At 74.8% G+C, this 26,395-nt stretch carries 29 protein-coding genes and 1 tRNA gene; 17 read left to right on the forward strand and 13 right to left on the reverse strand.

Annotated elements, in window-relative coordinates; genetic code table 11:
- Window positions 1-2,114 (reverse strand): glycosyltransferase (locus NH342_RS13115; RefSeq protein WP_253015323.1); only part of this gene is annotated, 2,114 nt, incomplete at its 3' end.
- A gap of 75 nt (window positions 2,115-2,189) precedes the next feature.
- Window positions 2,190-2,270 (reverse strand) — tRNA-Leu (locus tag NH342_RS13120).
- Between the two features lie 54 nt (window positions 2,271-2,324).
- Between NH342_RS13120 and NH342_RS13125 the strand changes: the two genes are divergently transcribed.
- The 5 genes from NH342_RS13125 to NH342_RS13145 are packed head-to-tail and all read left to right on the forward strand — an operon-like array spanning window position 2,325 to window position 5,842.
- A complete protein-coding gene (locus tag NH342_RS13125) occupies window positions 2,325-2,555 on the forward strand; it encodes a DUF3618 domain-containing protein (RefSeq protein WP_253015324.1) in 231 nt (76 codons plus the stop codon).
- A gap of 17 nt (window positions 2,556-2,572) precedes the next feature.
- Window positions 2,573-3,070: a DUF427 domain-containing protein gene (locus NH342_RS13130; protein WP_253015325.1), complete on the forward strand. Its 498-nt coding sequence runs from the start codon at window positions 2,573-2,575 to the stop codon at window positions 3,068-3,070.
- 30 nt (window positions 3,071-3,100) lie between these two features.
- Window positions 3,101-3,394 (forward strand): metal-sensitive transcriptional regulator, encoded by a 294-nt coding sequence (locus NH342_RS13135; protein WP_253015326.1) that lies wholly within the window; start codon window positions 3,101-3,103, stop codon window positions 3,392-3,394.
- 16 nt (window positions 3,395-3,410) lie between these two features.
- The gene (locus NH342_RS13140) at window positions 3,411-3,617 is read left to right on the forward strand and encodes a heavy-metal-associated domain-containing protein (RefSeq protein ID WP_253015327.1); all 207 of its coding nucleotides are present in this window, start codon (window positions 3,411-3,413) and stop codon (window positions 3,615-3,617) included.
- Complete coding sequence (locus tag NH342_RS13145; RefSeq protein WP_308200653.1) at window positions 3,614-5,842, forward strand: heavy metal translocating P-type ATPase; 2,229 nt, start codon at window positions 3,614-3,616, stop codon at window positions 5,840-5,842. Before NH342_RS13140 ends, NH342_RS13145 begins: the two co-directional genes overlap by 4 nt.
- A gap of 62 nt (window positions 5,843-5,904) precedes the next feature.
- Here the strand turns inward: NH342_RS13145 and NH342_RS13150 are convergent, their stop codons facing one another.
- A complete protein-coding gene (locus NH342_RS13150; protein ID WP_253015328.1) occupies window positions 5,905-6,525 on the reverse strand; it encodes a TetR/AcrR family transcriptional regulator in 621 nt (206 codons plus the stop codon).
- A 145-nt stretch (window positions 6,526-6,670) separates the two neighbouring features.
- Here NH342_RS13150 and NH342_RS13155 point away from each other — a divergent pair, with 145 nt between their 5' ends.
- Complete coding sequence (locus tag NH342_RS13155; protein ID WP_253015329.1) at window positions 6,671-7,750, forward strand: EAL domain-containing protein; 1,080 nt, start codon at window positions 6,671-6,673, stop codon at window positions 7,748-7,750.
- An 8-nt stretch (window positions 7,751-7,758) separates the two neighbouring features.
- Here the strand turns inward: NH342_RS13155 and NH342_RS13160 are convergent, their stop codons facing one another.
- Together NH342_RS13160 and NH342_RS13165 are read right to left on the reverse strand one after the other, a co-directional pair.
- The gene (locus NH342_RS13160) at window positions 7,759-8,343 is read right to left on the reverse strand and encodes a histidine phosphatase family protein (RefSeq protein WP_253015330.1); all 585 of its coding nucleotides are present in this window, start codon (window positions 8,341-8,343) and stop codon (window positions 7,759-7,761) included.
- A complete protein-coding gene (locus NH342_RS13165) occupies window positions 8,336-9,553 on the reverse strand; it encodes a CynX/NimT family MFS transporter (protein WP_253015331.1) in 1,218 nt (405 codons plus the stop codon). Before NH342_RS13165 ends, NH342_RS13160 begins: the two co-directional genes overlap by 8 nt.
- A gap of 61 nt (window positions 9,554-9,614) precedes the next feature.
- Between NH342_RS13165 and NH342_RS13170 the strand changes: the two genes are divergently transcribed.
- From NH342_RS13170 to NH342_RS13180, 3 genes are all read left to right on the forward strand, one after another.
- Window positions 9,615-10,472 (forward strand): aldo/keto reductase, encoded by an 858-nt coding sequence (locus NH342_RS13170; protein WP_253015332.1) that lies wholly within the window; start codon window positions 9,615-9,617, stop codon window positions 10,470-10,472.
- 67 nt (window positions 10,473-10,539) lie between these two features.
- Window positions 10,540-11,694 carry an acyl-CoA dehydrogenase family protein gene (locus NH342_RS13175; protein WP_253015333.1) on the forward strand — a complete coding sequence of 385 codons (1,155 nt, stop codon included), beginning with the start codon at window positions 10,540-10,542 and terminating at the stop codon, window positions 11,692-11,694.
- On the forward strand, window positions 11,687-12,364 hold the full coding sequence (locus tag NH342_RS13180; protein WP_253015334.1) for a PaaI family thioesterase: 678 nt from the start codon (window positions 11,687-11,689) through the stop codon (window positions 12,362-12,364). The genes NH342_RS13175 and NH342_RS13180 overlap by 8 nt, the downstream gene beginning before the upstream one ends.
- On the opposite strand, the gene NH342_RS13185 is transcribed toward NH342_RS13180, so the two are convergent.
- The 3 genes from NH342_RS13185 to NH342_RS13195 are packed head-to-tail and all read right to left on the reverse strand — an operon-like array spanning window position 12,361 to window position 15,328.
- A complete protein-coding gene (locus NH342_RS13185; RefSeq protein ID WP_253015335.1) occupies window positions 12,361-13,416 on the reverse strand; it encodes an NAD-dependent epimerase/dehydratase family protein in 1,056 nt (351 codons plus the stop codon). The genes NH342_RS13180 and NH342_RS13185 overlap by 4 nt on opposite strands.
- Before the next feature lie 17 nt (window positions 13,417-13,433).
- A complete protein-coding gene (locus NH342_RS13190) occupies window positions 13,434-14,504 on the reverse strand; it encodes a winged helix DNA-binding domain-containing protein (RefSeq protein ID WP_253015336.1) in 1,071 nt (356 codons plus the stop codon).
- Window positions 14,501-15,328, reverse strand: coding sequence for an alpha/beta fold hydrolase (locus NH342_RS13195; RefSeq protein ID WP_253015337.1), 828 nt, complete (start codon window positions 15,326-15,328; stop codon window positions 14,501-14,503). Before NH342_RS13195 ends, NH342_RS13190 begins: the two co-directional genes overlap by 4 nt.
- Before the next feature lie 81 nt (window positions 15,329-15,409).
- Between NH342_RS13195 and NH342_RS13200 the strand changes: the two genes are divergently transcribed.
- Together NH342_RS13200 and NH342_RS13205 are read left to right on the forward strand one after the other, a co-directional pair.
- Entirely contained in the window at window positions 15,410-15,805 is a 396-nt protein-coding gene (locus NH342_RS13200) for a VOC family protein (protein ID WP_253015338.1), read from the forward strand.
- 40 nt (window positions 15,806-15,845) lie between these two features.
- Entirely contained in the window at window positions 15,846-16,559 is a 714-nt protein-coding gene (locus tag NH342_RS13205) for a uracil-DNA glycosylase (RefSeq protein ID WP_253015339.1), read from the forward strand.
- 93 nt (window positions 16,560-16,652) lie between these two features.
- Here the strand turns inward: NH342_RS13205 and paaZ are convergent, their stop codons facing one another.
- From paaZ to NH342_RS13230, 5 genes are all read right to left on the reverse strand, one after another.
- Window positions 16,653-18,698, reverse strand: coding sequence for a phenylacetic acid degradation bifunctional protein PaaZ (gene paaZ, locus NH342_RS13210; protein WP_253015340.1), 2,046 nt, complete (start codon window positions 18,696-18,698; stop codon window positions 16,653-16,655).
- The gene (locus tag NH342_RS13215; protein ID WP_253015341.1) at window positions 18,698-19,087 is read right to left on the reverse strand and encodes a nuclear transport factor 2 family protein; all 390 of its coding nucleotides are present in this window, start codon (window positions 19,085-19,087) and stop codon (window positions 18,698-18,700) included. The genes paaZ and NH342_RS13215 overlap by 1 nt, the downstream gene beginning before the upstream one ends.
- On the reverse strand, window positions 19,084-19,671 hold the full coding sequence (locus tag NH342_RS13220; RefSeq protein WP_253015342.1) for a TetR/AcrR family transcriptional regulator: 588 nt from the start codon (window positions 19,669-19,671) through the stop codon (window positions 19,084-19,086). The genes NH342_RS13215 and NH342_RS13220 overlap by 4 nt, the downstream gene beginning before the upstream one ends.
- Entirely contained in the window at window positions 19,668-20,999 is a 1,332-nt protein-coding gene (gene paaK, locus NH342_RS13225; RefSeq protein ID WP_253015343.1) for a phenylacetate--CoA ligase PaaK, read from the reverse strand. Before paaK ends, NH342_RS13220 begins: the two co-directional genes overlap by 4 nt.
- A 68-nt stretch (window positions 21,000-21,067) precedes the next feature.
- A complete protein-coding gene (locus tag NH342_RS13230) occupies window positions 21,068-21,739 on the reverse strand; it encodes a dihydrofolate reductase family protein (RefSeq protein WP_253015344.1) in 672 nt (223 codons plus the stop codon).
- A gap of 78 nt (window positions 21,740-21,817) precedes the next feature.
- On the opposite strand from NH342_RS13230, the gene paaA reads away from it, so the two are divergent.
- The 6 genes from paaA to idi all read left to right on the forward strand — a co-directional run bounded on the left by paaA (window position 21,818) and on the right by idi (window position 26,267).
- Complete coding sequence (paaA, locus tag NH342_RS13235) at window positions 21,818-22,768, forward strand: 1,2-phenylacetyl-CoA epoxidase subunit PaaA (protein ID WP_253015345.1); 951 nt, start codon at window positions 21,818-21,820, stop codon at window positions 22,766-22,768.
- Window positions 22,765-23,139, forward strand: a complete 375-nt coding sequence (gene paaB, locus NH342_RS13240; RefSeq protein ID WP_253015346.1) for a 1,2-phenylacetyl-CoA epoxidase subunit PaaB — start codon at window positions 22,765-22,767, stop codon at window positions 23,137-23,139. The genes paaA and paaB overlap by 4 nt, the downstream gene beginning before the upstream one ends.
- A gap of 100 nt (window positions 23,140-23,239) precedes the next feature.
- A complete protein-coding gene (paaC, locus tag NH342_RS13245) occupies window positions 23,240-24,151 on the forward strand; it encodes a 1,2-phenylacetyl-CoA epoxidase subunit PaaC (protein ID WP_253015347.1) in 912 nt (303 codons plus the stop codon).
- Window positions 24,148-24,636 carry a 1,2-phenylacetyl-CoA epoxidase subunit PaaD gene (gene paaD / locus NH342_RS13250; protein WP_253015348.1) on the forward strand — a complete coding sequence of 163 codons (489 nt, stop codon included), beginning with the start codon at window positions 24,148-24,150 and terminating at the stop codon, window positions 24,634-24,636. Before paaC ends, paaD begins: the two co-directional genes overlap by 4 nt.
- Window positions 24,637-25,713: a 1,2-phenylacetyl-CoA epoxidase subunit PaaE gene (gene paaE / locus NH342_RS13255; protein WP_253015349.1), complete on the forward strand. Its 1,077-nt coding sequence runs from the start codon at window positions 24,637-24,639 to the stop codon at window positions 25,711-25,713.
- A 20-nt stretch (window positions 25,714-25,733) separates the two neighbouring features.
- The gene (gene idi, locus NH342_RS13260) at window positions 25,734-26,267 is read left to right on the forward strand and encodes an isopentenyl-diphosphate Delta-isomerase (RefSeq protein WP_253015350.1); all 534 of its coding nucleotides are present in this window, start codon (window positions 25,734-25,736) and stop codon (window positions 26,265-26,267) included.
- Window positions 26,268-26,395 lie beyond the last annotated feature (128 nt).

Raw genomic sequence — 26,395 nt, forward strand, 5'->3', positions numbered from 1 at the left:
GCCAGCGGCGGCAGCGGCCCGGTGCGGCGCACGACGCGCTCGGCCGGCGGCGGCACCGGCGGCAGTGCGCCGACCACGGGCTGCAGCGCGGGGACCGCGACCGACGCCGGGGCCAGCTCGGTGATCAGGTCGTGCTCGTCGAGCGCCTCCAGCGCCGCCTGGAGCGCGGCGAGGTCGTCGAGGTGCAGCGGGGCCATCGGGTCCTCCGGGGTGTCGGGGGGCAGGGACGCGGGGGAGTGGCTGGTGAGCCCGTGCTGGGTCTTCTCCCAGTAGAAGGGCTTGGTGACCAGCTGCCAGGCCGCCTTGTACGAGGCGATCGAGTGCAGCAGCCAGTAGAGGGGCGAGATCAGCGCGTAGGCCACGAGCCGGTAGCTGCGGCGCTTGAACCCGGCCAGCAGGCCCAGGTAGACGATCAACCCGTTGCCCAGCAGCAGGTTGCCCAGGCTGACCAGCTGCAGCCACGGCGGCAGCGGCGCGAACAGGTGCGGGGCGGCCAGCCACAGCCCGAACACCGCCCACAGCGGCGGGGTCAGCAGGAACGTGGCCGGGGTGCCGCCGATGGTGAGCAGGAACCCGACGGCCTGCCGCGGCCCGATCGCCCGGACCAGCCGCACCGGGTGCCGGCTGTGCACCAGGAAGGTCTGCATGTAGCCCTTGATCCACCGGCTGCGCTGGCGGAGCCAGTTGCCGACGGCCATGTTGGCCTCTTCGTAGGTGGTCGAGTTGACCACCGCGACCCGCCCGCCGCGGGCCGAGGCCCGCACCCCGAGGTCGGCGTCCTCGGTGACGTTGAAGGGGTCCCAGCCGCCCAGCTCGCGCAGCATCGAGGCCCGGAAGTGGTTGCTGGTGCCGCCCAGCGGGATGGGCAGGCGCAGCGCGTCCAGCCCGGGCAGCGTGTAGTCGAACCACGAGCTGTACTCGAGGGTGAACATGCGGTTGAGCAGGTTCTCCTCGGCGTTGAAGTAGTTCAGCGCGGCCTGCACGCAGACCAGGTCCTCCCCGCCCTGCGCGAAGGCCACCACGGCCTTCTTCAGCTGGTCGGGGTCGGGCCGGTCCTCGGCGTCGTAGATGACCACCAGGTCGCCGCGGGCGAAGGCCAGGCCGACGTTGCAGGCGCGCGGTTTGGTCTTGGGCAGCGAGTGCGGCACGACCAGGATCCGGACGACGTCCGGCGGCGCGGCGGCCAGCGCGGCCTGCAGGGTCTCCGGGTCGTCCTCCTCCAGCAGGAGCAGGATCTCCAGCTTCTCCCGCGGGTAGTCCAGCCCGGCCAGGTTCTGCATGAGCAGGCCGACGATGCCGGCCTCCTGGTACACCGGGACCAGGATCGTGTAGTGCGGCAGCTGCGCGTCGGTCAGCGCGGCGACGTCGGCCGAGGTCACCTGCTCGACGGTCTCCGACGCCGTCCCCACCGTGCTGATCAGGGCCTTCGCGCCGACCGACAGCCCGATGACGACGTTGACCACCGCCAGCAGGACGACGACGGTCGTGGGCGCGTCCAGCAGCAGGCCGACGGCGACCGCGAGGACGGCGGCGACGGCGGTGGCCACCTGCGGCCAGGTGAAGACCGTGGACGCGGACTCCTCGGGCCGGCGCTCGGCCAGCGAGGAGACCGCCTCGTGCACGACGTCGTCCCGCCACACGGTGCGCAGCGCCCGCTGCACGTCCCAGTCGGTGGTGGCCAGCTGTTGCACCCGCTCCACCCCGGTGCGCTCGGCCACCGTCCGGCGCACGTGCTCGCTGGGCCGCGAGGACGAGGCGACGACGACCTGCGGCTCGCCGTCCGGCCCGGTCTCGGTGCGCAGCGGGACCCACTGCTCGCGGGCCAGGTCCGGGTAGGGGAACAGCTGCGCGAGGTCGGGGTCGACCTCGACCGGGTCGACGAAGGTCATCTCGGTGCCCCACACCTCGGCCAGCGCCACGTACAGCCGCCGACGGGTGATCCAGCCGCGGGCCAGCAGCACCGACCCCAGCGGCGTGCCCACCTCGCGGGAGGCGGCCAACGCCTCGTCCCGCTGCCCGGGGGTGATCGAGCCGTCCTCGACCAGCACGGCGCCCAGCCGTCGCTCGACCGCGGGCCGCGGCGCGGCGGGGTCGGGTCGCAGGGCGGTGCTCACCCCAGGTGGTTCGGCACCGGACCGGCCGGACCCCAGCGCGTTCACCCGTCCGGGTGGACCGACCGGACGGCGCCGTGCGGGAGAGGGGAGTCGAACCCCTACGCCCGAAGGCACCAGGACCTAAACCTGGCGTGGCTGCCGTTACACCACTCCCGCGCTGCCCGGAGTCTAGGAGCGGTGCGCCGGCCGGGGACGTGGCACGCTGTCGGCGTGCCCCGCAGCCCCGAGCAGATCCAGCAGGAGATCGACGCCGCCCGCGAGTCGTTGGCGGCCACCCTGGACCAGCTGGTCCACCGGGGCAGCCCGCAGCGGCTGTCGGCCCAGGCGCAGGACCGGGTCAAGCAGTGGCTGGCCAGCCCGGCCGGGCAGGCGACGCTGGCCGCGGCCGGCCTGTTCGTCACCTTCGTCGTCGTCCAGAAGGTCCGGCGCGCCCGGCGCTGACCGCGCACACTGGGGTCGTGGTGCACCCGAAGCCCGACCCCGTCGGCCCCGGTCAGGAGTCCGTCTGGGACTACCCCCGTCCCCCGTCGGCCGAGGTGACGTCCCGCCGCGTCCAGGTGGTGCTGGGCGGTGTGGAGATCGCGAGCACGGACCGTGCGGCCCGGGTCTGCGAGACCAGCCACCCGCCCGTCTACTACGTCCCGCGCGAGGACGTCGCCGACGGCGTGCTGCGGCGCGGGGAGGGCGCCAGCTGGTGCGAGTGGAAGGGCGTGGCCACCTACTGGGACGCCGTCGTCGACGGCACCCGGTACCCGGCGGTCGGCTGGTCCTACGAGGACCCGACCCCCGGCTACCGGCACCTGCGCGGCGCCGTCGCGTTCTACCCCTCCAAGCTCGACCGGGCGAGCGTCGACGGGGAGGTCGTGCGGGCCCAGGCCGGCGACTTCTACGGCGGCTGGATCACCGACGAGGTGGTCGGCCCGTTCAAGGGCGAGCCCGGCACGCGAGGGTGGTAACCCCTACCCCCTAGGGGTACCCTCGACGGCATGGCCGGCTACGAGGGCAACAAGGAGCAGGTGCTCGCGCGCCTGAAGCGCGTCGAGGGCCAGGTGCGCGGCATCGCCCGCATGGTCGAGGACGACACCTACTGCATCGACGTCCTCACCCAGGTGTCGGCCGCGACGAAGGCGCTGCAGGCCGTGGCCCTCGGGCTGCTCGACGACCACCTCGGGCACTGCGTCCGGGACGCGGTCGCCAGCAGCGCCGACGACGACGGCGCGGCCGCCGACGCCAAGATCGCCGAGGCCTCCGCCGCCATCGCGCGGCTGGTCCGGTCCTGAGACGGGAGGAACCCCCATGAGCACGCTCGACTTCACCGTCACCGGCATGACCTGCCAGCACTGCGTCGCCTCGGTCACCGAGGAGGTCTCCGAGGTCGCCGGTGTCTCCGCCGTCGACGTCGACCTGGCCGGCGGCGCGCTGCGGGTCACCGGCGAGGACGTCGACGGCGAGCAGGTCCGCGCGGCCGTGGCGGAGGCCGGCTACACGGCCACCCCGGCGTGACCGCCACCGCCGGCCCCCGCGAGGAGGTCCGGCTCGACATCACCGGCATGACCTGCGCCAGCTGCGCGAACCGGATCGAGCGCAAGCTGAACAAGGTCGAGGGCGTGCAGGCCAGCGTCAACTACGCGACCGAGGCCGCCACGGTCGTCTACGACCCGGCCGCGGTGGACACCGACACCCTGCTGGCCACCGTGTCCGCCGCCGGGTACTCCGCCGCGCTGCCCGCCCCGCCGGCCGCCGACGCCGCCGTGACGCCGGACGACGAACCCGCCGACGAGCCCGCCAAGGACCGCGACCTGCGGCAGCGGCTGCTCGTCTCGGCCGCCCTCGCGCTGCCGGTGCTGGTGCTGTCGATGGTTCCGCCGCTGCAGTTCGACAACTGGCAGTGGCTGGCGCTCACCCTCGCCAGCCCGGTCGCCGTGTGGGGCGCCTGGCCCTTCCACCGCGCCGCCGCCGTCAACGCCCGGCACGGCGCCAGCACCATGGACACGCTGGTCTCGATCGGCATCGTCGCGGCCTACCTGTGGTCGCTGTACGCCCTCTTCCTGGGCGGTGCGGGCGACCCGGGCATGCGGATGGAGTTCCACCTGCTCGCCGAGCAGGGCGCCGGCAGCAGCGAGGTGTACCTCGAGGTGGCCAGCGCGGTCACCGTGTTCCTGCTGGCCGGCCGCTACGCCGAGTCCCGCGCCAAGCGCCGCTCCGGGGCCGCGCTGCGGGCGCTGCTTGCGATGGGCGCCAAGGACGCCGCGGTGCTGCGTGACGGCGTCGAGGTCCGGGTGCCGGTGGACTCCCTCGTCGTGGGCGACCGGTTCGTCGTCCGGCCGGGGGAGAAGGTCGCCACCGACGGGGTCGTCGTCTCCGGCTCCTCCGCCGTCGACCTGTCCATGCTGACCGGCGAGTCGGTGCCGGTCGAGGTCGGCCCGGGCGACCGGGTCACCGGCGCCTCGGTCGTGGCCGGCGGCCGGCTCGTCGTCCAGGCCGACCGGGTCGGTGCGCAGACCACGCTGGCCGCGCTGGGCCGGCTGGTCACCGCCGCGCAGAGCGGCAAGGCGCCGGTGCAGCGGCTGGCCGACCGGGTGTCGGCGGTCTTCGTGCCCGTCGTCCTCGTCGTCGCCCTCGCCACCCTGCTGACCTGGCTGCTGGTCACCGGCGACGTGTCCGCGGCGTTCACCTCCGCGGTCGCCGTGCTGGTCATCGCCTGCCCGTGCGCGCTGGGCCTGGCCACCCCCACCGCGCTGCTGGTGGGCACCGGCCGCGGCGCGCAGCTCGGCATCGTGATCAAGGGCCCCGAGGTGCTGGAGTCCACCCGCACCGTCGACACCGTCGTGCTGGACAAGACCGGCACCGTCACCACCGGCGAGATGGCCCTGGTGGAGCAGGTCGGCGACCCCGAGGTGCTCCGGCTGGCCGCCGCGGTCGAGGCGGCCTCCGAGCACCCGGTCGCGCGCGCGGTCGTCGCCGGCGTGCCCGGCCCGCTGCCCGAGGTCGTCGACTTCGCCAACCGGCCCGGCCTCGGCGTCACCGGCACCGTCGAGGGCCGGCGGGTCGAGGTCGGCCGGCACGTCCAGGGCGACGTGCCCGAGGAGCTCGCGGCGGCTGCGTCCCGCGCCGCCGACGCGGGCCGGACGGCCGTCCTGGTCGCGGTCGAGGGCGAGGTCCGCGGGCTGCTCGTCGTCGCCGACGCCGTGCGGCCCACCAGCCGGGCCGCCGTGCAGGCGCTGCGGGACCTCGGGCTGAGCCCGGTCCTGCTGACCGGCGACGGGCCCGGTGCCGCCGCGGCCGTCGCCCGGGAGGTCGGGCTGGACCCCGCGACCGAGGTCGTGTCCGGTGTGCTGCCCGAGGGCAAGGTCGACGTGGTGGCCGACCTGCAGGAGCGCGGCCGGGTCGTGGCGATGGTCGGGGACGGCGTGAACGACGCCGCGGCGCTGGCCCGCGCCGACCTCGGGCTGGCGATGGGCACCGGGACCGACGTCGCGATCGAGGCCGGTGACATCACGCTGGTCCGGGCCGACCTGGCCGCCGCCGCCGACGCGGTGCGGCTGTCCCGCCGCACGCTGACCACCATCAAGGTCAACCTGGTCTGGGCCTTCGCCTACAACGTCGCGCTCGTCCCGCTGGCCGCGCTGGGGTTCCTCAACCCGCTGCTGGCCGGCCTGGCGATGGCCGCCTCGTCGGTGCTGGTGGTCACCAACAGCCTGCGGCTGCGCCGGTTCGCCGCCGGCTGACCCCGACGGCCGGGCAACGGCCCGCCCTCCGGGGGGAGAGGACGGGCCGTTGGTCCGGGCGCTCAGGCGGGTGCTGCCGCCCGGGCGAGGGGGAGGACGACGGTCTCCAGCACGGTGTCGACGTAGTCGTCGTCCAGGGGTTCGCCGGTGAGCAGCCACCGCTGCACGACCAGCGCCGAGGCCGCCTGGGCGATCGCGGTGTGCGCGGTGCCCGAGCGCACCTCGCCGCGTGCCTCGGCGCGCTCCCAGACCGCCGCCAGCGCACTGCGCCACCCGGCGAGCGGCCCGGCCCGGAACGCGTCGGCCAGGGCGGGCTGGTGCGGCAGGGAGGACAGCAGCGAGAGGGCGGCCGACCCGGTCGGCCCGGTGACCTCGGCCACCAGCGACCGCAGGATCAGCCGGAGGTCCTCGGTCAGGTCGCCGGTGTCCGGGACGACGAACCCGGCCTGCTGCATCTCGGTGATGGTGTCCACCACCAGGTCGGACTTGGTGCGCCAGCGCCGGTAGATCGTCGCCTTGCCCACCCCGGCCTCGGCGGCCACCGCGTCCATCGTCAGCGCGTTGTAGCCCACCTCGCCGAGCAGCCGCAGGATGGCGGCGCGGATCGCGCCGTCCCGGGACGGGTCGCGTGGGCGACCGCCCCGGTTGGGCACGGCGGTCTCCTGCAGGGTGGACGACGACATGGTCCGAGACTTTAGACCGTTCAGCGGTGTAGTTGCTCCACACCTGGGTGTGCACAACCTGTGAGTTCCGGTACCACCGGGACCGATCGCCCGCCGTCCCGCGCGCCTGGGACCGCCCGGCGCCGTCCTGGGTGATGCTCCGGGTGTGGCCGGGGCACGACGGGGGGAGCAGCCGTCCTTCCCGCTGCCCGGCCGGGTGGGGCGCCTGCTGCTGGCCAGCCCCCTGCCGCACGTGCTGCCGATCGCGGTCCGCGCGGCCACCGAGCTGGGGCTCAACGCCGAGACCGCACCCGGCCTGGTCGACGTCGTCGACGACTCCAGCCCGCTGGACGCCACCCGCTTCGACCGGCTCCTGGCCCGGCTGGCCCGCGAGCTGACCACCGCCGAGGCCGGCGTCGTCCGGGTGGCCTGCGACCCCGGGGACGACGACGGCGTCGCGTTCGCCGCGCAGCTGATGGCCGCCCCGACCCTGGCCGTGGAGCTGGCCCGCCGCGGGATCACCGTCGAGGTCGGGCTGCTGGCCGAGGCGCAGCTCTACCCCGTCTACCAACCGGTGGTCGACCTGGCCGACGGCCGCACCACCGGCTACGAGGCGCTGCTGCGCGGCCGGGTGGACGGCCGGGAGGTCGGCGGCGGCGACCTGTTCTTCCTCGCCGAGGCGGCCGGCTGGGGCGACCGGCTGGACCGGTGGGCCCGGGAGGCCGCCGTCGCCGGCGCGGCGCCGTGGCTGGGCGGGGCCGACCTGTTCGTCAACTCCGGACCCGAGGCCGTCTTCCGCCCCGAGGTCTGCCTGGCCGGCACCGCCCAGGCGGTCCGCGACGCCGGCATCGCCCCCGGCCAGCTGGTCTTCGAGGTCGTCGAGGCACACGCCACCCGTGACCGCGGGCACCTGCTGGCCGTCCTGGAGCACCACCGGGCGCAGGGCTGGCGGGTGGCCCTGGACGACGTCGGCGTGGGATGGTCGAGCCTGGCGCTGGTCTCGGCGCTGCGGCCCGACGTCGTCAAGCTGGACAAGGCGCTGGTCGCCCGGCTGGACAGCGGCGCCGCCCGGGCCGTCGTCGGCGGGCTGGTCGAGGTCGCGCACTCCCTCGGCGCGGTGGTCGTCGCCGAGGGCGTGGAGACCCAGGGCCGGGCCGACCAGGCCCGCCAGCTGGGGGTCGACCTCGGCCAGGGCTGGCTGTTCGGACGCCCCGCCCGCGTCGCCGACGAGCTGCTGGCGGGCTGACCGACCGGTCAGCCCGCCTGGTTCCAGCCCGACAGCACCGGGCGGTCGTGCTCGTGGCCCAGCGCACCGAAGGAGCCCGCGTGCAGCGCGAACAGTGCGCCGGCCTCCGGCTCCAGGCCCAGCCAGCGGGCGGTGAGGATGCGCAGCACGTGCCCGTGCGCGACCAGGGCGACGTCGCCGTCCTCCAGCCGGGGCCGGACCCGCTCCAGCACCCGGTCGCAGCGGGCGGCGACCTGCGCGAGCGTCTCGCCGGGGGTCTCGCCGGGCTCGGTGCCGTCGGTCCACAGCGACCAGGTGCGGCCCAGCTCGGCGGAGATGTCGGGGGTGGTGCGGCCCTCCCACCGGCCGTAGTCGACCTCGACCAGGTCCTCGTCGACGGTGTCGGTGGGCAGCCCGGCCAGCTCGGCCGTGCGCCGGGCCCGCTCCCGGGGGCTCACCCGCACCTCGACGAACGAGCGGCCGGCCAGCGGCCCGCGCAGCGCCCGGGCCTGCTGCTCGCCCTCGGGCAGCAGCGGCAGGTCGGTCACGCCGGTGTGCTGGCCCGACAGGCTCCACTCGGTCTGGCCGTGCCGGACGACGACGATCTCACCCACGTGCGCGCTCCTCCTGCTGCTCGTCCTGCGGCCGGCCCCCGGCGGACAGCCCGCCGGCCACGGCCATGACCACGATCGCACCCAGCACCAGCACCATCGGCACGGTCCACCCGCCGGTGAGGTCGTGCACCGAGCCGACCACCAGCGGCCCGGTGGCGGCGACTGCGTAGCCCCCGCCCTGCACCATCGCCGACGTCCGGCGGTTCTCCACCAGGTCGCGGGAGCGGGCGACGATCGCGATGAAGACCACGGTGATGCCGCCGCCCTGGGCCACCCCCGCGATCGAGCACCACACCGGCCACAGCTGCGGCGCGGCCAGCAGCCCGACCGGCAGGAACGCCCAGGCCGCGGTGACGGCGACGAGCGCGGCCGCGGGGCTGTGCCACCGGCGCACCAGCACCGGGACGGTGAACGCGCCGGCCACGGCGAAGACCTGGAACAGCGCGCTGCTCACCCCGGCGGTGCTGCGCGACAGGCCCTGCTCGTCGGCCAGCAGCGTCGGCAGCCACGCCGTCACGCCGTAGTAGCTGAAGGCCTGCGCGGCGAAGGCCAGCGTCAGACCCCACACCGCGGGCTGCCGCCACACCGCCCGCCCGGGGCCGACCGGCGGAGGGGGCGGGGCGGCCACGGCGCGGGCGGCCTGCCGGCGCAGCCCCGCCGTCCACACCAGGCAGGCCAGGCCCACCAGGAGCCCCCACGCCGCCAGCGCCCAGCGCCAGCCCAGCAGGTCGGCCAGCGGTGCGGTGAGCGTGGTGGTCAGCGTCGCGCCGATGTTCAGCGCCGACGTGTAGGCCGCCGTCACCACGTGGGTGGCCCCGGGGAAGTCCCGGCCGATGACCACCGGGACCACGACGTTGCCCACCGTGATCGCCAGGCCCAGCACGACCGTGCCGGCCAGCGCGGTGCGGACGTCGCCCACCGACCGCAGCACCGTGCCGGCCAGCACGCCGAGCATCGCGACCAGCACCGCCCGGTGCGTGCCCGCCCGGGCGATCACCCAGGACGCCAGCGGTGCGGCCAGCCCGAACAGCAGCACCGGGATCGACGTCAGCAGGCCGACGGTGCCGGCGCCGACCGCGAGGTCCCTGCGCAGCTCCCCGGCGACCGGGGCGACGGCGACCAGCGGCCCGCGCAGGTTGAGCGCCACCAGCAGCACCCCGGCCAGCAGCAGCCCCGGCACCGCCGCGCGTGCCCGCACCCCCGTCGTCATCGCGGGCCAGCTTCCTCCCAGGCCCGGGAACACCGCGCACCGGGCGGCTGCTGCACCCGGCATGACCTCCTCCACCACGCACCCCGACACGTTCGCGCTCGGCGGCGACCTCACCGTCCACCGTCTCGGCTACGGCGCCATGCAGATCACCGGTGACGGCGTCTGGGGTCCGCCGGCCGACCGCGAGGGCGCGCTGGCGGTGCTGCGCGCCGCGGTCGAGCAGGGCGTGGACTTCCTCGACACCGCCGACTCCTACGGCCCGCAGGTCTCCGAGCAGCTCATCCACGACGCGCTGCACCCCTACGCCGACGGCCTGGTCGTCGCCACCAAGGCCGGCCTGACCCGCACCGGCCCGGGCGAGTGGCTGCCGGTGGGCCGTCCCGAGTACCTCAAGCAGCAGGTCGAGCTGTCGCTGCGCAACCTCGACGTCGAGCGCATCGACCTCATCCAGCTGCACCGCATCGACCCGCAGGTACCCCTGGCCGACTCCCTGGGCGCTTTTGCGGAGCTCAAGGAGCAGGGCAAGGTCCGGCACGTCGGCGTCAGCGAGGTGTCGCTGGACGAGCTGAAGCAGGCGCAGGGGATCACCGAGATCGCCAGCGTGCAGAACCTCTACAACCTGACCAACCGGCAGTCCCAGGACGTGCTCGACCATGCCACCGCCGAGGGCATCGCGTTCATCCCCTGGTTCCCGATCGCCACCGGCGACCTGGCCAAGCCCGACAGCCCGGTCGCCGACATCGCCCGCGAGCTGGACGCCTCGCCCTCGCAGGTCGCGCTGGCCTGGCTGCTGCAGACCTCGCCGGTCGTGCTGCCCATCCCCGGCACGAAGTCGGTCGAGCACCTGACCGAGAACCTGGGTGCGGCCTCGCTGACCCTCTCGGCCGAGGACGTCGCGCGCCTGGACGCCCTGGCCTGACTGCGCGGCCTGACCTGCACGGCCTGACTGCGCGGCCTGACCTGCACGGCCTGGTAGACCTGCGGGCATGGACGCCGACGTCTTCGCCCAGGTCCGCACCGCCGTCCGCGAGCTCGTCCGGGAACGGGTCGTGCCCCTCGAGGAGCGCATCGAGGAGACCGACGCCGTCCCGGACGAGCTGCGCCGCGCGGCTGCCGACATGGGCCTGTTCGGCTACGCCCTGCCCGAGGAGTTCGGCGGTCTCGGCGTCACCATGGCCGAGGACGTGCAGCTGGCGATCGAGTTCGGCTACACCTCGCCGGCCTTCCGGTCGCTGTTCGGCACCAACAACGGCATCGCCGGGCAGGTCATCGCCCGGTTCGGGAGCGACGAGCAGAAGAAGGCGTGGCTGCCCGGGCTCGCCGCCGGGGAGCTGATCGGGTCCTTCGCGCTCACCGAGGCCGAGGCGGGTTCCGACCCGGCCGGGCTGCGCACCAGCGCCCGCCGCGACGGCGAGGACTGGGTGATCACCGGCGGCAAGCGGTACATCACCAACGCCCCCATCGCCGACCTGTTCGTCGTCTTCGCCCGCTCGGAGCCCGAGCAGACCGGTGGCCGGGGCATCTCCACCTTCCTGGTGCCGGCGAGCACGCCGGGGGTGACCGTCGGGCCGCACGACCGCAAGACCGGCCAGTCCGGCGCCTGGACGGCGGAGGTGTTCCTCGACGACGTCCGCGTGCCGGCCGACGCGCTGGTGGGGGAGCAGGGCCGGGGCTACAGCAAGGCGCTGACCGTGCTCTCCCGCGGCCGGCTGCACGTCGCCGCGCTCTGCGTCGGGATGGCGCAGCGGGTGCTGGACGAGTCGGTGGCCTACGCGGCCACCGCCAAGCAGGGCGGTGCGCCGATCGGCCGGTTCCAGCTGGTGCAGGCGCTGATCGCCGACATGCACACGGAGCTGCTCGCCGGGCGGGCGATGGTGGCCGACGTCGCCGCCCGCTACGACTCCGGCGAGGACACCTCGGTCGGCCCGTCGGCGGCCAAGCTGTTCTGCTCCGAGATGGTCGGCCGGGCCACCGACCGGGCCGTGCAGGTGCACGGCGGGCTGGGCTACCTGCGGACGACGCCGGTCGAGCGGTTCTACCGGGACGCCCGGCTGTACCGGCTCTACGAGGGCACCAGCGAGGTGCAGCGGGTCATCGTCGGGTCGGGGCTGCTGCGCGCGGCGGGCATGGCGCGTGGCTGAGCTGCTCACCGGCACGGCGCGGGAGGAACGGCGGGCCGCCGTCGCCGAGCTCGGGGCCGCGCTGCGCGAGCTGGTCGACGCCGCGGTGCGCACCGAGGTGCCGGCCGACGACCTCGCCGCCGCCGCGGACACCGCCCGGCGGCTGGCCGCACAGCTGCGCGCCGGCGGGCGGGGGCTGTACGAGGTGGCGTCGGTCGACGACCCGGTGGCGGGCGAGCGCTGGTACTCCCCGGTCTACGGCCCGGGCAGCCCGGTGGCCCCGCCGCTGCTGGTCGACAGCGAGGGCGGGGGCCGGGCGACCGCGCGGGTGACGGTGCCCAAGGCGCTGGAGGGCCCGCCGGGGCTGGTGCACGGCGGCACCATCGCCACGCTGCTGGACCACGTGCTGGCCCGGGCGCTGCGCTCGGCCGGCCGCGGCGGGCTGACCGCCACCCTCACGGTCACCTACCGGCGGCCGGTGCGGCTGGGCGTGGAGCACGTGCTCACCGCCGAGGTGGCCTCGACGGAGGGACGCCGGTCGACGGCACGGGCCCGGATCGTGGCCGCCGACGACCCGGGCACGGTGCTGGCCGAGGGCGAGGGCCTGTTCGTGGCGCTGCGCCCCGAGGCCGCGGCGGCGACCTTCGCCGGTGTCGACCACGCGCCCGAGGCCTGGACCGCCCGTCCCTAGGGGTGCAGGAGCGGGCCCTGGCCGCCGTCGCCGCGTCCCAGGGCGGTCACGAAGTCGGCGAGCAGCCGGTCGCCGGGGTGCCGCGGGGACCACTCCAGCACCTCGCGGGCCCGGGTGGTGTCCAGTGCCGGCACGTCCAGGGCGAGGTCGAGCCAGCCGGGCTCGGTGGGCACCAGCCGGCTCTCGAAGGCCGCCACCAGCCCCGCGCGCAGCACTGACCGCGGCACCGGCACCCGTTTCGAGCCGAGCGTGGTGGCGAACCCGTCGGGGTCGAGCACCGGATCGGCGGAGAGGTTGAACGCCCCGGTCGCGCGCCGGTCGATGGTCCGCAGCAGCGCGTCGGCGACGTCGTCGGCGTGCACGAAGCCCAGGTGCAGGTCGTCGGGCAGCGGGAGCGGGAGCTTCGACGCGACCGCGCCGGGCAGTGCGCGGGCGCCGCGCAGCAGCAGCGGGCCGAGGAAGTAGCGGCCGATCTCGCTGGCCGCGTCGGGCTGCAGCACCAGCGTGGGCCGGACGACGGTGACCGCGACGTCGGGGTGCGCGTCGGCGAACTCGCGGGTGACCTGCTCGACGGCCACCTTGTCGCGGCTGTACTGCGAGCTGGGCACCCCGGTGGTCGGCCAGGTCTCGTCGACCCGGTCGGCGGGGTTGCCCGGGGCGTAGCTGCCCAGGGAGGACATCACCACCACGTGCCCCACGCCGGCGTCGGCCGCGGCGGACAGCACGCGGCGGGTGCCGTCGACGTTGACCTGGGCCAGCCGGTCGGGCTCGCGGCCGGGCTGCAGCGCCCAGGCCAGGTGCACCACGGTGGTCGCCCGGTCGCAGAACTCGCGCAGCGGGCCGGCCGACCCGGGGTCGCCGAGGTCGGCGTGGGTCCAGAAGACCGAGCTGTAGGGGGCGGTGTCGGGGGGCTCCCGGCGGGACAGGCCGCGCACCTGGTGCACGCCGGTGAGGAACAGCTGGCGCAGCAGCGCCGTCCCCAGGTTGCCGGTGGCGCCGGTGACGGCGACGATCTGCCCGTCGAGGTGGCCGGGGTCGGCTGGAGTGGTCACCGGGTCGCCCTACCCGGTCAGACCAGGTCCACGCCGCCGGGGCGCAGACCGCGGGCCGTGGCCATCTTCTCCGCCTGCGCCTCGACCGCGGCGGCGTCGAACGGCCGCCACCGGGTCACCGCGAGGATCAGCCGGCCACCCTTCGTCGAGGGCCGCCAGGTGCCGGCGACCTCGCCGTCGACGAGCAGCGCACCGGGGCGCCCGAGCACCGGCCACAGCTCCTTCACCGGCCGGTCGGGGACCAGCAGGTCGCGGTCACGGACCTGCAGGTAGGGGTCGAAGGGAGTCAGCAGGCGGGTGGTGCGGGCCCGGTCGGGGGGTTCGGTGCCGGCCAGCACCCAGCGCTGCTCGCCGGCGACCTCGACCGGCTCGACGTCCTCGGGCCAGTGCCGCTTGACCTCCGCCACCGTGGAGTCGACGAACGCGGCGACCTGCTTCGGCGTGGCCGGTCCGGTCAGCCGGAGGTAGGCCCGCACGACGTCCAGCCGCTCGGGCACCGCGGCGGCGGGATCGACGCCGGTCTGCTCCAGCACCGGGGGTGACGTGCCCGGCTGCAGCACCAGCCCGGCGTGCAGCGCAGCCAGCCGGAAGGTCTGCTCGTAGGCGTGCACCGCGTCGCAGGGGCGGCAGTACCGCAGGTAGGGCTCGGGCAGCCGGTCGCGCAGCGCGCCGGACATCGCGCCCTTCACGGTCGGTTCGCCGGCGATGTCCCGCATCTGCGCCCCGACGTGCTCCAGCGCCTCGAGCACCGGGATGCCGGCGGCCTTGAGTGGCCGGGCCCCGTCGAAGATGCGCTTCGCGGCGTCGGCCTCCGACCACGGCCAGGTGGCCGCCGCGACCCCGGCCAGGTCGGCGCGGCGGTAGGTGTGCGGGGCGCCGCGCAGCGTCCACGCGGTGACCAGGTCGTCGTCCGGGGGGTCGGGCAGGCCGCGGACGGCCAGTGCCCAGCGGGCCGCGCCGGGTGGTCCGGTGTCCTGCACACCGAGGTCGAGGACGGCGGTGTCGGCCACCGTGCCACCGGCGTCGCGGTCCAGCTGCTGGGCCCGGACCCGGTGCGCGAGGAGGTCGTCCCGGCTCCAGTCGCTCATCCCCGCACGTGCCCGGTGACGAGCTCGGCGAGCCGGTCGCCGGCGGTCTCGGGCACCCAGTGCGTCACCCCGGGCAGCACCTCCAGGCGGTAGTCACCGGTCACGTACGGCGCGGTGGCCTCGGTGCCGGCCCGGCCGAGGAACCCGTCGCGGTCGCTCCACACGTGCAGCGTGCGCACCCGGACCCGGCCCACCGGGTCCTTGGCCCCCAGCGGCAGCGCCCGGTACCAGTTCAGCGCGGCGGTCAGCGCACCGGCCGGGCGCAGCCGGGCGACGGTGTCCTCGGCGTCGGCCCGGGGCAGGCCGGCCCGGACCAGGGTGTCGCGCAGGAACGAGCCGTTGCCGCGGGTGAGCAGCGCCTCGGGCGCGCCGGGCAGCTGGAAGAAGGCCATGTAGGCCGACTTCAGCCCCTGCGAGCTCGTGAGGAAGGACCGGGTGAACGCGGCGGGGTGCGGCACGGAGACCGCCGTCAGGCTGGACACCCGCTCGGGGTGCCAGGCCGCCAGCGCCCAGGCCACCATCGCGCCCCAGTCGTGGCCGACCACGTGCGCGCGCTCCAGACCCGCGGCGTCCAGCAGCGCGCGGACGTCGTCCACCAGCTCGCGGACGACGTAGGCCCGGCGGCCGGCAGGCCGGGCGGCGGGGGAGTAGCCGCGCTGGTCGGGGGCCAGCGTCCGCAGGCCGGCGCCGTGCAACCCGGGGGCGACGCGGTCCCAGCTGCCGGCGTGCTGCGGGAAGCCGTGCAGCAGCACCACCGGCTCGCCGTCGGCCGGGCCGGCGTCGCGCACGTCGAAGGTCAGGCCGGAGCGGGTGAAGGAGTCCACGCGCCCAGCATGCCGGGCCGCTCCGACAGGTGCGTCCGCGCGCATCCGGTTGAGCGCGGCCGGATCGGGCACCACCGCCCCATGCCGATCACACCCACGGGGTTCGCCCACGTCCGCCTGACCGTCACCGACATCGCCCGCTCGAAGCAGTTCTACGACCAGGTCTTCGGCCTCGACGTCGCGGTCGACGGCCGCGACGGCGACCCGGCGTGGGCGTTCGGCGGCGTCGTCTACCAGATCGACGAGAAGACGCTGTGGGGCCTGCGCCCGGTCGGCGACGACGGCTTCGACCCCGACCGCACCGGCCTGGACCACCTGTCGGTCTGGGTGGAGTCGCACGCCGCGCTGGAGGACGCCGCCCGGCACCTGGACGCCCTCGGCGTCCCGCACGAGGAGATCAAGGACATCGGGATCATGTACATCCTGGAGTTCAAGGACCCCGACGGCGTCGCCCTGGAGCTCTCCGCGCCGAAGTGACGCGCTGCCCCCTCCCGGGACCCCTCGTAGGGTCCCGGGGGTGGGTGCGCTCAGCGGGCTGGTCGACCGGGGACTGATGGCGCCGGACTGGGCGGAGGCGATGGCCCCCGTCGAGGACCGGATCACCGCGCTCGGGCAGTTCCTGCGCGACGAGGTCGCGGCGGGCCAGCCCTACCTGCCGCACGGCGACCACGTCTTCCGCGCGTTCCAGGCGCCGCTGGCCGACGTCCGGGTGCTGGTGGTCGGCCAGGACCCCTACCCGACGCCCGGGCACCCGATCGGGCTCGCCTTCGCCGTCGACCGGCACGTCCGGCCGCTGCCGAAGTCCCTGGTCAACGTCTACAGGGAGCTGCGCGACGACCTGGGCATCGAGCCTGCGCAGCACGGCGACCTCACGCCCTGGCGGGACCGCGGCGTGATGCTGCTCAACCGCGCGCTCACCGTCCGGCCCGGCGCTCCTGCCTCGCACCGCGGCCAGGGCTGGGAGCACGTCACCGCGCACGCGATCTCCGTGCTGGTGGAGAAGGCCGGTGCGGGGCAGCCGATGGCGGCGATCCTGTGGGGCAAGGACGCGCAGGGCCTGGAGCCGCACCTGGGTCCGGTGCCGTTCGTGGCCACCCCGCACCCGTCGCCGCTGTCGGCGTCCCGCGGCTTCTTCGGCTCGAAGCCGTTCAGCCGGGTGGACGCGCTGCTGGCCGAGCAGGGCGGGGAGCCGGTCGACTGGACCCTGCCCCCGCTCGACGAGCTGCCTTGACGCCTCCTGACGTCCCGGCGCCCCGGCAGGGGAAGCCCCGCACCCGTCGACGACCACTGTGAGCGGGTGCTGGGCTTCCCCTGCCCCGGGTGGTCAGGAGGCCGGCGGCCAGGTCTTGGCGACCATCGTCAGCACGTCGTAGGTGGCCACCGGCCGGCCCTCCGAGTCGACCACGACGGCGTCCCACCGCACCTCGCCGTGGTCGGCGCCGCCGCGCGGGGTGATCTGCTTGCAGGTCAGCGTCACGGTCACCTGCTCACCGGGCTTGACCGGGGTCAGGAACCGCAGGGCGTCCACCCCGTAGTTGGCCAGCACCGGGCCCGGGTCGGGGTCGACGAACAGGCCCGCGGCCCAGCTCACGATCAGGTAGCCGTGCGCGACCCGGCCGCCGAACAGCGGGTTGGCCGCGGCGGCCTCCTCGTCCATGTGCGCGTAGAACGTGTCGCCGGTGAACTCGGCGAAGTGCTCGATGTCCTCGAGCGTGATCTCCCGCGGGCCCGCCGTGACCGAGTCCCCGATCCGCAGCTCGGCGAGGGACTTGCGGAAGGGGTGCACGCCGTCGTCGGTGCGCGCGGCACCGGTGACCCACCGCCGACCCACGCCGGTGAGGACGTCGGGGGAGCCCTGGACGGCGGTGCGCTGCATGTGGTGCAGCACGCCGCGGACGCCGCCGAGCTCCTCGCCGCCACCGGCGCGCCCGGGCCCGCCGTGCACCAGCACCGGCAGCGGGGAGCCGTGGCCGGTGGACTCGGCGGCGTCGTCCCGGTCGAGCACGTGCACCCGGCCGTGCGCGGAGCCCGCGCCCAGCACGAACTCCCGGGCGACGGCGGGGTCGTGGGTGACCAGCGAGGCCACCAGCGAGCCCTGACCGCGGCGGGCCAGGGCCACCGCGTCGGCCAGCCCGTCGTAGGGCAGCACGGTCGACACCGGGCCGAAGGCCTCCACGTCGTGCGGCTCGGGTGCGGCCGGGTCGTCGCAGCGCAGCAGCATCGGCGGCAGGAACGCACCCCGCTCCCGGTCGGCACCCACGACCTCGAACCGGCCGGGGTCACCGACCACCAGGTCGGCGTGGGTGCGCAGCCGGTCGACGGCCCGCAGCACCTCCTCGCGCTGGTCCTGCGAGGCCAGCGCACCCATGGTCACGCCGTCGGCACCCGGGGCACCGACGACGACCTCCTCGAGCTTCGCCCGCAGCGCGTCGACGACGGCGTCGGCGTGCTGGCGGGGCACGATCGCCCGGCGGATCGCGGTGCACTTCTGGCCGGCCTTGACGGTCATCTCGGTGACCACGCCGTCGACGAACAGGTCGAACTCCGGCGTGCCGGGGCCGGCGTCCGCGCCGAGCACCGAGCAGTTGAGCGAGTCGGCCTCGGCGTTGAACCGCACCGCCCGCTCCGTGACGGCCGGGTGCGAGCGGAGCAGGGCGGCGGTCGACGCCGAGCCGGTGAACCCGACGAGGTCCTGGCCGTCGAGGGCGTCGAGCAGCCCGGACGCCGACCCGGCGAGCAGCTGCACCGAACCCTCGGGCAGCAGCCCGGTCCCGACCATCGCCCGGAAGACCGACTCGGTGAGGTAGGCGGTCTGCGAGGCCGGCTTCACGATCGTCGGCATCCCGGCCAGGAACGCCGGCGCCAGCTTCTCGAGCATGCCCCAGACCGGGAAGTTGAAGGCGTTGATCTGCACCGCGACGCCGGTCAGCGAGGTGTAGACGTGCTGGCCGAGGAAGGTGCCGCCGCGGCCGAGCGGGGTGGGGAGCCCGTCGAGCACAAGGACGTCGTCGGGCAGCTCCCGGCGGCCGGTGGAGGCGTAGGACAGCAGGGTGCCGAAACCGCCGTCGATGTCCACGAGGTTGTCGCGGTCGGTGGCGCCGGTGCGGTGGGAGAGGGCGGAGAACTCGTCCTTGCGGCCCATCAGGTGCAGGCCCACCGCCTTGAGCAGCGCGGCGCGCTGGTGGAAGGTCAGCTCGCGCAGCGCCGGCCCGCCGACGGTGCGGGCGTGGTCGACCATGGCGCCGACGTCCAGGCCGCGGCTGCCGATGCGGGCGACCGTCTCGCCGGTGACGGCGTCGGGCAGCGGGGTGCCCTCGTCGGAGGTAGCCCACCAGCGGCCGGCGACGTAGCTCTCGAGCAGGCGGGTCATCAGGACTCCTCGGGGTCGGTGCGGAGGGGACGGAAACCTGCGCACACGGCCTGCAGACGGGTGATCCGGCCGTCGGCGTCCAGGTCGTAGTAGGCGCGCTGCTCGACCAGGTGCAGCCCGTCGTCGTTGCGCACGTGCAGCAGGTAGTCCACGCGGTGCCGGTCGGCGACCCGGCCGGTCTCGACGGAGAGCACCTGCTCGACGACGTCGGCCGGCTCGAACCAGCGGTACAGCACGTCGTGCACGGTCGCCTGTGCGCCGGTGGCCTCCCAGGCCCGGCCCGGGGTGAGGCCCCGGAAGTCGACGTCGTCGGCGAGGACGGCGAGCAACCGGTCGGTGTCCTTGGTGGTGAGCGCGGCGACGAACTCCCTGCCGGGGTCGGCGGTCATGGCGTCCTCAGTCCGGAGAAGAGCGTGGTGACCAGGCCGTCGGCCAGCGCCCGCGGGGTCAGGCCGCCGTCCGGGCGGTACCACTCGGTCAGGGAGTTGACCGTGCCGAAGAGCAACCGGCTGGTCAACGCCGGGTCGACGTCGGGGCGCACCGACCCCTCGGCGACGCAGGCCCGCACCAGCTCGGTGACGGCCCGGTCGAACTCGCGTCGGCGCTGCAGCGCGCGGGCCTCCACCTCGGAGTTGCCGCGCACCCGCAGCAGCAGGGTGACGAAGGGCAGCTCGGTGGTCAGCACGCCGACCGAGCCGCGGACGACGGACTCCAGCCGGCCGATCGCCGGACCGTCGCCGGCGCCGGCGAGCACCGCGAACAACCCGTCCAGCGCGCGGTCCAGGGCCAGCTCCAACAGCTCGGTCTTGGAGCGCACGTGGTGGTAGATGGCGGACTTGGTGACCCCCAGGCGCTCGGCGAGGGTGTCCATCGAGGTCGCCTCGTAACCCCGCTCGATGAACACCGCGACGGCGGTGTCGAGCAGGGAGTCCAGCGAGTGGCCGGGCCGGCCGCGCCGGACGGGTGCGGTCACCGGCTGCGCTTGTCGGTCAGCCGCTGCAGCTTGCCCATCGACCGGGGCAGGGTCTCCGGGTCGACCACGACCACCTCGACGCTGGTGCCGACCGTCTCCTTGAGCCCGACCTGCACCTCGGCCGCCGCGGGGGCGCGCCGGTCGGCCGGGCAGTCCGGCCGGGCCTCGACCGAGACAACGAGGTGGTCCAGCCGGCCGCGGGTCGACAGCTCCAGCGCGAAGTGCGGGGACAGGCCCGGGGTGCGCAGCACGACCTCCTCGATCTGGGTGGGGAAGAGGTTCACCCCGCGCAGGATGATCATGTCGTCGGTGCGGCCGGTGACCTTCTGCATCCGCCGCATCCCCGGCCGCGCGGTGCCCGGCAGCAGCCGCGTCAGGTCCCGGGTGCGGTACCGGATGATCGGCAGCGCCTCCTTCGTCAGGGAGGTGAACAGCAGCTCGCCCTCCTCGCCGTCGGCCAGCGGGGCGGCGGTCACCGGGTCGACGACCTCGGGCAGGAAGTGGTCCTCCCAGATGTGCAGGCCGTCCTTGGTCTCCACGCACTCCTGGCTGACGCCGGGGCCCATCACCTCGGACAGGCCGTAGATGTCGACGGCGTGGATGTCGAGACGGTCCTCCACCTCGCGGCGCATCTGCTCGGTCCACGGCTCCGCGCCGAAGATGCCGATCTGCAGCGACGAGGCGCGGGGGTCCAGGCCCTGCCGCTCGAACTCGTCGACCAGGGCCAGCATGTAGCTGGGCGTGACCATGATGATCCGGGGCCCGAAGTCGCCGATCAGCTGCACCTGGCGTGGGGTCATGCCGCCCGAGATCGGCACGACGGTGCAGCCCAGCGCCTCGGCGCCGTAGTGGGCGCCCAGGCCGCCGGTGAACAGGCCGTAGCCGTAGGCGTTGTGCAGCATGTCCCCGCTGCGCCCGCCGGCGGCCCGGATGGAGCGCGCCATGACGGTCGCCCAGGTGTCGATGTCGTGCCGGGTGTAGCCGACGACGGTGGGCTTGCCGGTGGTGCCGGAGCTGGCGTGCACCCGGGCGACCTGGTCCTGCGGGACGGCGAACATGCCGAACGGGTAGTTCTCGCGCAGGTCGGCCTTGGAGGTGGTGGGGAACTTGGCGATGTCGGCCAGCTCGCGGCAGTCGTCGGGGTGCACGCCGTGGGCGTCGAAGGCCCGCCGGTAGTGCGGCACGTTCTCGTAGGCGTGCCGGAGCGTCCACTGCAGCCGGTCCAGCTGCAGCGCACGCAGCTCGTCGGTGCCCATCCGCTCGGCCGGGTCGAGCAGGGCCGGGTCGGGGGCCTCGCCGAGGCGCTGCGCTGCGGACGTCGTCGTCACGTGGTCTCCCGGGGCTCGCGGATTACTGACCGTTCGGTCAGTCATGCAAGACCCGGGGACGGTGGCTGTCAACCCGCGGTCATGTCCCCTGTCGCGGGTGTGCCCCCGAGCAGGCCGTAGCGCAGCAGGACGCTGCCGGTGGGGGTGGCGGCGGGCGGGTCGAGCAGCCGCAGGGAGGTCGGCACCGTGCCGTCGGCGAACACCTTCTTGCCGGTGCCGAGGGTGATCGGGTGCAGCCACAGGTGCAGCTCGTCGAACAGCTTCTCCCGCAGCAGCGTCTGCACCAGGTCCAGGCTGCCGACGACCTTCACCACCTGGTGCCGGGCCCGGACTTCCCGGACGGCGGCCGGCAGGTCCGGGCCCAGCAGGGTCGACCCGGCCCAGAGCAGCTCGGGTGTGCCGCGCGAGGCCACGTACTTCGGGACGGCGTCGAACAGCTCGGCGAACGGCCCGGTCTGCAGTGGCCAGTACGCGGCGAAGATGTCGTAGGTGCGCCGGCCGAGCAGCAGTCCGTCGGTGCCCGCGTAGGAGGCCTGCACCTGCGCGCCGCCCTCCTCGCTCGTCAGCGGGGCCTGCCAGCCGCCGAAGGCGAACCCGCCGCCGGGGTCCTCGTCGGGCGTGCCGGGCGCCTGGCCCACGAGGTCGAGGGTGGCGAACAGCTCGAGGTGGATCTGGCCCATGGCGTGCTCCCGGGTGTTGGTGGTGTTGGGGTCGGGACCGGCCGCCGCGCCGGAACTCATCGGGGTTGTGCCGGGACCGCATCCGGGGCACACTCATTACCGACCGGATGGTCAGTAATTGCCGCAGGAGGTTCGCCGATGTCCGCACCGACCGCCGTCCGCACGACCGAGGACGAGCTGCAGGCGCAGTTCGACGCCACCATCGCCGCCGACCGCCGGATCGAGCCGCGCGACTGGATGCCGGAGAAGTACCGCGCCGGGCTGGTGCGCCAGATCGCCCAGCACGCGCACTCGGAGATCATCGGCATGCAGCCCGAGGGCGACTGGCTGCTCAAGGCGCCGTCGCTGCGCCGCAAGGCCGTGCTGCTGGCCAAGGTGCAGGACGAGGCCGGCCACGGCATGTACCTGTACTCGGCGGCCGAGACCCTGGGCGCCGACCGGGCCGACCTCACCGACAAGCTGGTCACCGGCAAGCAGAAGTACTCCTCGATCTTCAACTACCCGACGCTGACCTATGCCGACTGCGGCGTCATCGGCTGGCTGGTCGACGGCGCGGCCATCTGCAACCAGGTGCCGCTGTGCCGGTCCAGCTACGGGCCCTACGCCCGCGCGATGATCCGGGTCTGCAAGGAGGAGTCCTTCCACCAGCGGCAGGGCTACGAGCTGCTGATGACGATGATGCGCGGCACCCCCGAGCAGCGGGCGATGGTGCAGGACGCCGTCGACCGCTGGTGGTGGCCCTCGCTGATGATGTTCGGCCCGCCGGACGACGACAGCCCCAACTCGGCGCAGTCGATGGCGTGGGGCGTGAAGCGGCACAGCAACGACGAGCTGCGCCAGCGCTTCGTCGACATGTCGGTCCCGCAGGCCGACGCGCTCGGCGTCACCCTGCCCGACCCGGAGCTGGCGCTGGACGAGGCGACCGGCCGGTACCGGTTCGGGCAGATCGACTGGACCGAGTTCAAGCAGGTCATCTCCGGCAACGGCCCCTGCAACGAGGAGCGGATCACCCGTCGCAAGGCCGCCCGCGACGACAACGCGTGGGTCACCGAGGCCGCGACGGCCTACGCCGCCAAGCACGCCCGATGACCGAGACCACGGCCGAGGGCGGCCACGGCGCCGTCCCCACCGGCCCCGACGTGCCCAGCGGCGCGCACCCCGCGCCGTCGGGCGCCTCGCGGAAGGACTGGCCGCTCTACGAGTGCTTCGTGCGCGGCAAGCGCGGGCTCAACCACGTGCACGTCGGGTCCCTGCACGCGCCGGACGACGAGATGGCCGTGCACGCCGCGCGCGACCTGTTCACCCGCCGCAACGAGGGCGTGAGCATCTGGGTGGTCCGCGCCTCGGACATCACCGCGTCCAGCCCGGACGAGAAGGACCCGATGTTCGCGCCGTCCGGCGACAAGGTGTACCGCCACCCGACGTTCTACGAGATCCCGGAGAACGTCCCCCACATGTAAGGACCCCCTCCCACCCCCGGACGTCCTCGTTCCTCGGCCGCCCGGGGTCCCTGGGAGCGGGCCGTTCCAGACACCGGTTGCGAGAACCAGGAGCGTTGCGTTGGCGCACGAGGAGACCGTCTACGACGCGCTGGACCACGCCCACGGCGGCGAAGGCCAGTGGGCGTTCGGCACCGGCTTCGACGACCCGCTGGCCGGGGTGGACACCACCGTCCCCGACGGCGTCGACCCCGCCGACCTGGGCGCGTACTGCCTGATGCTCGGCGACGACGCCCTGGTGCTCTGCCAACGGCTCACCGAGTGGGCCACCCGGGCGCCGGAGCTGGAGGAGGAGGTCGCGCTCGCCAACTGCGGGCTGGACCTGCTCGGCCAGGCCCGGCTGCTGCTGGCCCGCGCCGGCAGCTGCGGGGTGCTCGGCCGCAGCCGGCAGCACGCCACCGACTCGATCCCCGACGAGGACGCGCTGGCCTACTTCCGCGACCCCGACGAGTTCGTCAACCACCACCTCGTCGAGGCCGACGGGGGCGACTTCGCGCAGACCGTGGTCCGGCTGCTGGTCGCCAGCACCGCTCGGCTGGCCCTGTTCGCGCAGCTGCGCGGGTCCCGTGACCCGGTGGTCGGCGCGATCGCGGCCAAGGGCGTGCCCGAGCTGACCTACCACCGCGACCACGCCGCCCGCTGGGTGCTGCGGCTGGGCGACGGCACGCCGGAGTCCCACCGCCGCGCGCAGGCCGGCGTCGACGCCGTCTGGCCGCTGACCGCCGACCTGTTCACCGCCACCGACGTCGAGCGCCGGCTGGTGGAGCAGGGCGTGGCCGTGGACCCCGCGGCCACCCGCGACGAGGTGCGCGACGTCCTCACCATGGTCCTGGAGCGGGCCACCCTCACCGTGCCGGACTGGCTGGCCGACCGGCCGTCGCCGGGCCGGGCGGGGGAGCACACCGACGAGCTCGGCCCGCTGCTGGCCACCCTGCAGGGCCTGGCCCGCGAGCACCCGGCGGCCACCTGGTGAGCACCCCGCTCGAGGTGGCGCAGACCGTCACCGACCCCGAGCTGCCGATGCTGACGCTGGCCGACCTGGGCGTGCTGCGCGACGTGCGCACCGAGGGCGAGCGGGTGGTCGTGGAGATCACGCCCACCTACTCCGGCTGCCCCGCGATGGGCGTCATGCGCGCCGACCTGGTGCACGCCCTGCACCGGGCCGGGTTCGCCGACGTCGACGTCCGCACCGTGCTGTCCCCACCGTGGTCCACCGACTGGATCAGCGACGAGGGCCGTCGCAAGCTCGCCGCCGGCGGCATCGCCCCACCCGGGGCGGCCCCGCGGCACACCGGTCCGATCCCGCTGTCCCTGGGCCCCACCCGCCGGACGGCGACCTGCCCGGTGTGCGGGTCGGCCGACACCGAGGAGCTCAGCGAGTTCAGCGGCACCGCCTGCAAGGCGCTGCGCCGCTGCCGCAGCTGCCGCGAACCCTTCGAGCACGTCAAGGAGATCTGAGTGGCGCGCACCCGTCCGACCTTCCACCCGCTGACGGTGGCCCGGGTCGAGCAGCTCACCGACGACGCGGTGGCGGTCACCTTCGACGTGCCCGACGACCTGGCCGAGGACTACGCCTTCGCCCCCGGCCAGGCCCTCACCCTCCGCCGGGTGGACGGCGACCGCGACGAGCGCCGGTCCTACTCCATCTGCGCGCCGGTCGGCGCCGCCCCGCGGGTCGGCGTCCGCGAGGTGCCCGGCGGCTACTTCTCCTCCTGGCTGGTCAAGGAGGTGCGCCCGGGCCAGGTCATCGACGTGCTCCCGCCGAGTGGCACCTTCACCGCCGACGTCTCCGCCCCGGCCGACCACGTGTTCGTCGTCGCCGGGTCCGGCATCACCCCGGCGCTGAGCCTGGCGGGGACGGTGCTGCGCGACGGGGAGTCCACCGTGACGGTGTTCTACGGCAACCGGCGCACCAACACGGTGATGTTCGCCGACGAGCTGGCCGACCTGAAGGACCGCTACGGCCAGCGGTTGCAGCTGGTGCACGTGCTCTCCCGCGAGCCGCGCGACGCCGAGGTCACCAGCGGCCGGCTGGACGGCGACCGGCTGCGCACGCTGGTCGGCGCGCTGGTCGACGTCCCCGAGGTCGAGCACTGGTGGCTGTGCGGGCCGCACGGCATGGTCACCGAGGCCCGCGACCTGCTGGCCGAGCTGGGCGTGCCGCGCGAGCGGGTGCACCAGGAGCTGTTCTTCGTCGACGAGGGCGACGGGGCCCCACCGGAGCCGGTGCGCGGGGACGAGCAGACCGTCGACGGGCCCTCCAGCCAGGTCACGATCGTGCTCGACGGCCGGTCCACCACCCTCGCGCTGGAGCAGGGCGTGCCGGTGCTGGACAGCGCGCAGCGGGTGCGCTCGGACCTGCCCTTCGCCTGCAAGGGCGGGGTCTGCGGCACCTGCCGGGCCAAGGTGACCGCCGGTGAGGTCGAGATGCGGCGCAACTACGCCCTGGACGCCGACGAGGTGGCCAAGGGCTACGTGCTGACCTGCCAGACGGTGCCGGTCTCCGCGGAGGTCACCGTCGACTTCGACGCCTGACCACCGCCTAACCTGATCCCATGCCGGAAGAGCTCATCGTGCTGCTGGACGACGACGGCACCGAGATCGGCACGCTGCCCAAGCCGCTGGTGCACCACGGCGACACCCCGCTGCACCGGGCGTTCTCGGCCTACCTGTTCGCCGCCGACGGCCGGCTGCTGGTCACCCGCCGGGCGCTGTCCAAGCAGACCTTCCCCGGCATGTGGACCAACACCGTCTGCGGCCACCCCGGCCCGGGGGAGGACGACGCCGCCGCGATCGCCCGCCGCGCCGCGGACGAGCTGGGCCTGCAGGTCGACCGGCTGGCGCCGGTGCTGCCCGACTACCGCTACCGCGCCGAGTTCCAGGGCGTGGTGGAGAACGAGATCTGCCCGGTCTACACCGGCGTCTTCCACGGCGAGCCCGCCCCGGCGGCCGCCGAGGTCGAGGAGTGGGAGCTGCTGGACTGGGACGCCTTCCGCGCCCGCCAGGACACCGAGGGCGACGCCTGGTCCCCGTGGTGCCGGGAGCAGGCACGGCTCATCGAGGCCACCGGGCTGCTGCCGGCCGCCTGAGCGGGCTCAGACATCCCATGGTCTGTGATGTCAAGCTGCGGCGGCGGTGAGTTGGGGCCAGGCGGTGTTCTCGTCGTAGTGGGTTCGGGTCTTCAGGCAGCCGTGGAGGATGCCGACGAGTCGGTTGC

The sequence above is a fragment of the Klenkia sp. PcliD-1-E genome, assembly GCF_024124375.1.
In the GTDB taxonomy this organism is placed as follows: domain Bacteria; phylum Actinomycetota; class Actinomycetes; order Mycobacteriales; family Geodermatophilaceae; genus Klenkia.

What these genes read in the sequence shown, in the direction of transcription:
- NH342_RS13150 (WP_253015328.1), bottom strand. Translation starts at nt 6,525, where the DNA reads ATGTCGTCGTCCACCCTGCAGGAGACCGCCGTGCCCAACCGGGGCGGT.
- NH342_RS13230 (WP_253015344.1), bottom strand. Translation starts at nt 21,739, where the DNA reads ATGAGTTCCGGCGCGGCGGCCGGTCCCGACCCCAACACCACCAACACC.
- paaA (WP_253015345.1), top strand. Translation starts at nt 21,818, where the DNA reads ATGTCCGCACCGACCGCCGTCCGCACGACCGAGGACGAGCTGCAGGCG.
- NH342_RS13165 (WP_253015331.1), bottom strand. Translation starts at nt 9,553, where the DNA reads ATGACGACGGGGGTGCGGGCACGCGCGGCGGTGCCGGGGCTGCTGCTG.
- NH342_RS13175 (WP_253015333.1), top strand. Translation starts at nt 10,540, where the DNA reads ATGGACGCCGACGTCTTCGCCCAGGTCCGCACCGCCGTCCGCGAGCTC.
- paaB (WP_253015346.1), top strand. Translation starts at nt 22,765, where the DNA reads ATGACCGAGACCACGGCCGAGGGCGGCCACGGCGCCGTCCCCACCGGC.
- NH342_RS13190 (WP_253015336.1), bottom strand. Translation starts at nt 14,504, where the DNA reads ATGAGCGACTGGAGCCGGGACGACCTCCTCGCGCACCGGGTCCGGGCC.
- NH342_RS13140 (WP_253015327.1), top strand. Translation starts at nt 3,411, where the DNA reads ATGAGCACGCTCGACTTCACCGTCACCGGCATGACCTGCCAGCACTGC.
- NH342_RS13200 (WP_253015338.1), top strand. Translation starts at nt 15,410, where the DNA reads ATGCCGATCACACCCACGGGGTTCGCCCACGTCCGCCTGACCGTCACC.
- paaZ (WP_253015340.1), bottom strand. Translation starts at nt 18,698, where the DNA reads ATGACCCGCCTGCTCGAGAGCTACGTCGCCGGCCGCTGGTGGGCTACC.
- NH342_RS13215 (WP_253015341.1), bottom strand. Translation starts at nt 19,087, where the DNA reads ATGACCGCCGACCCCGGCAGGGAGTTCGTCGCCGCGCTCACCACCAAG.
- idi (WP_253015350.1), top strand. Translation starts at nt 25,734, where the DNA reads ATGCCGGAAGAGCTCATCGTGCTGCTGGACGACGACGGCACCGAGATC.
- NH342_RS13135 (WP_253015326.1), top strand. Translation starts at nt 3,101, where the DNA reads ATGGCCGGCTACGAGGGCAACAAGGAGCAGGTGCTCGCGCGCCTGAAG.
- NH342_RS13170 (WP_253015332.1), top strand. Translation starts at nt 9,615, where the DNA reads ATGACCTCCTCCACCACGCACCCCGACACGTTCGCGCTCGGCGGCGAC.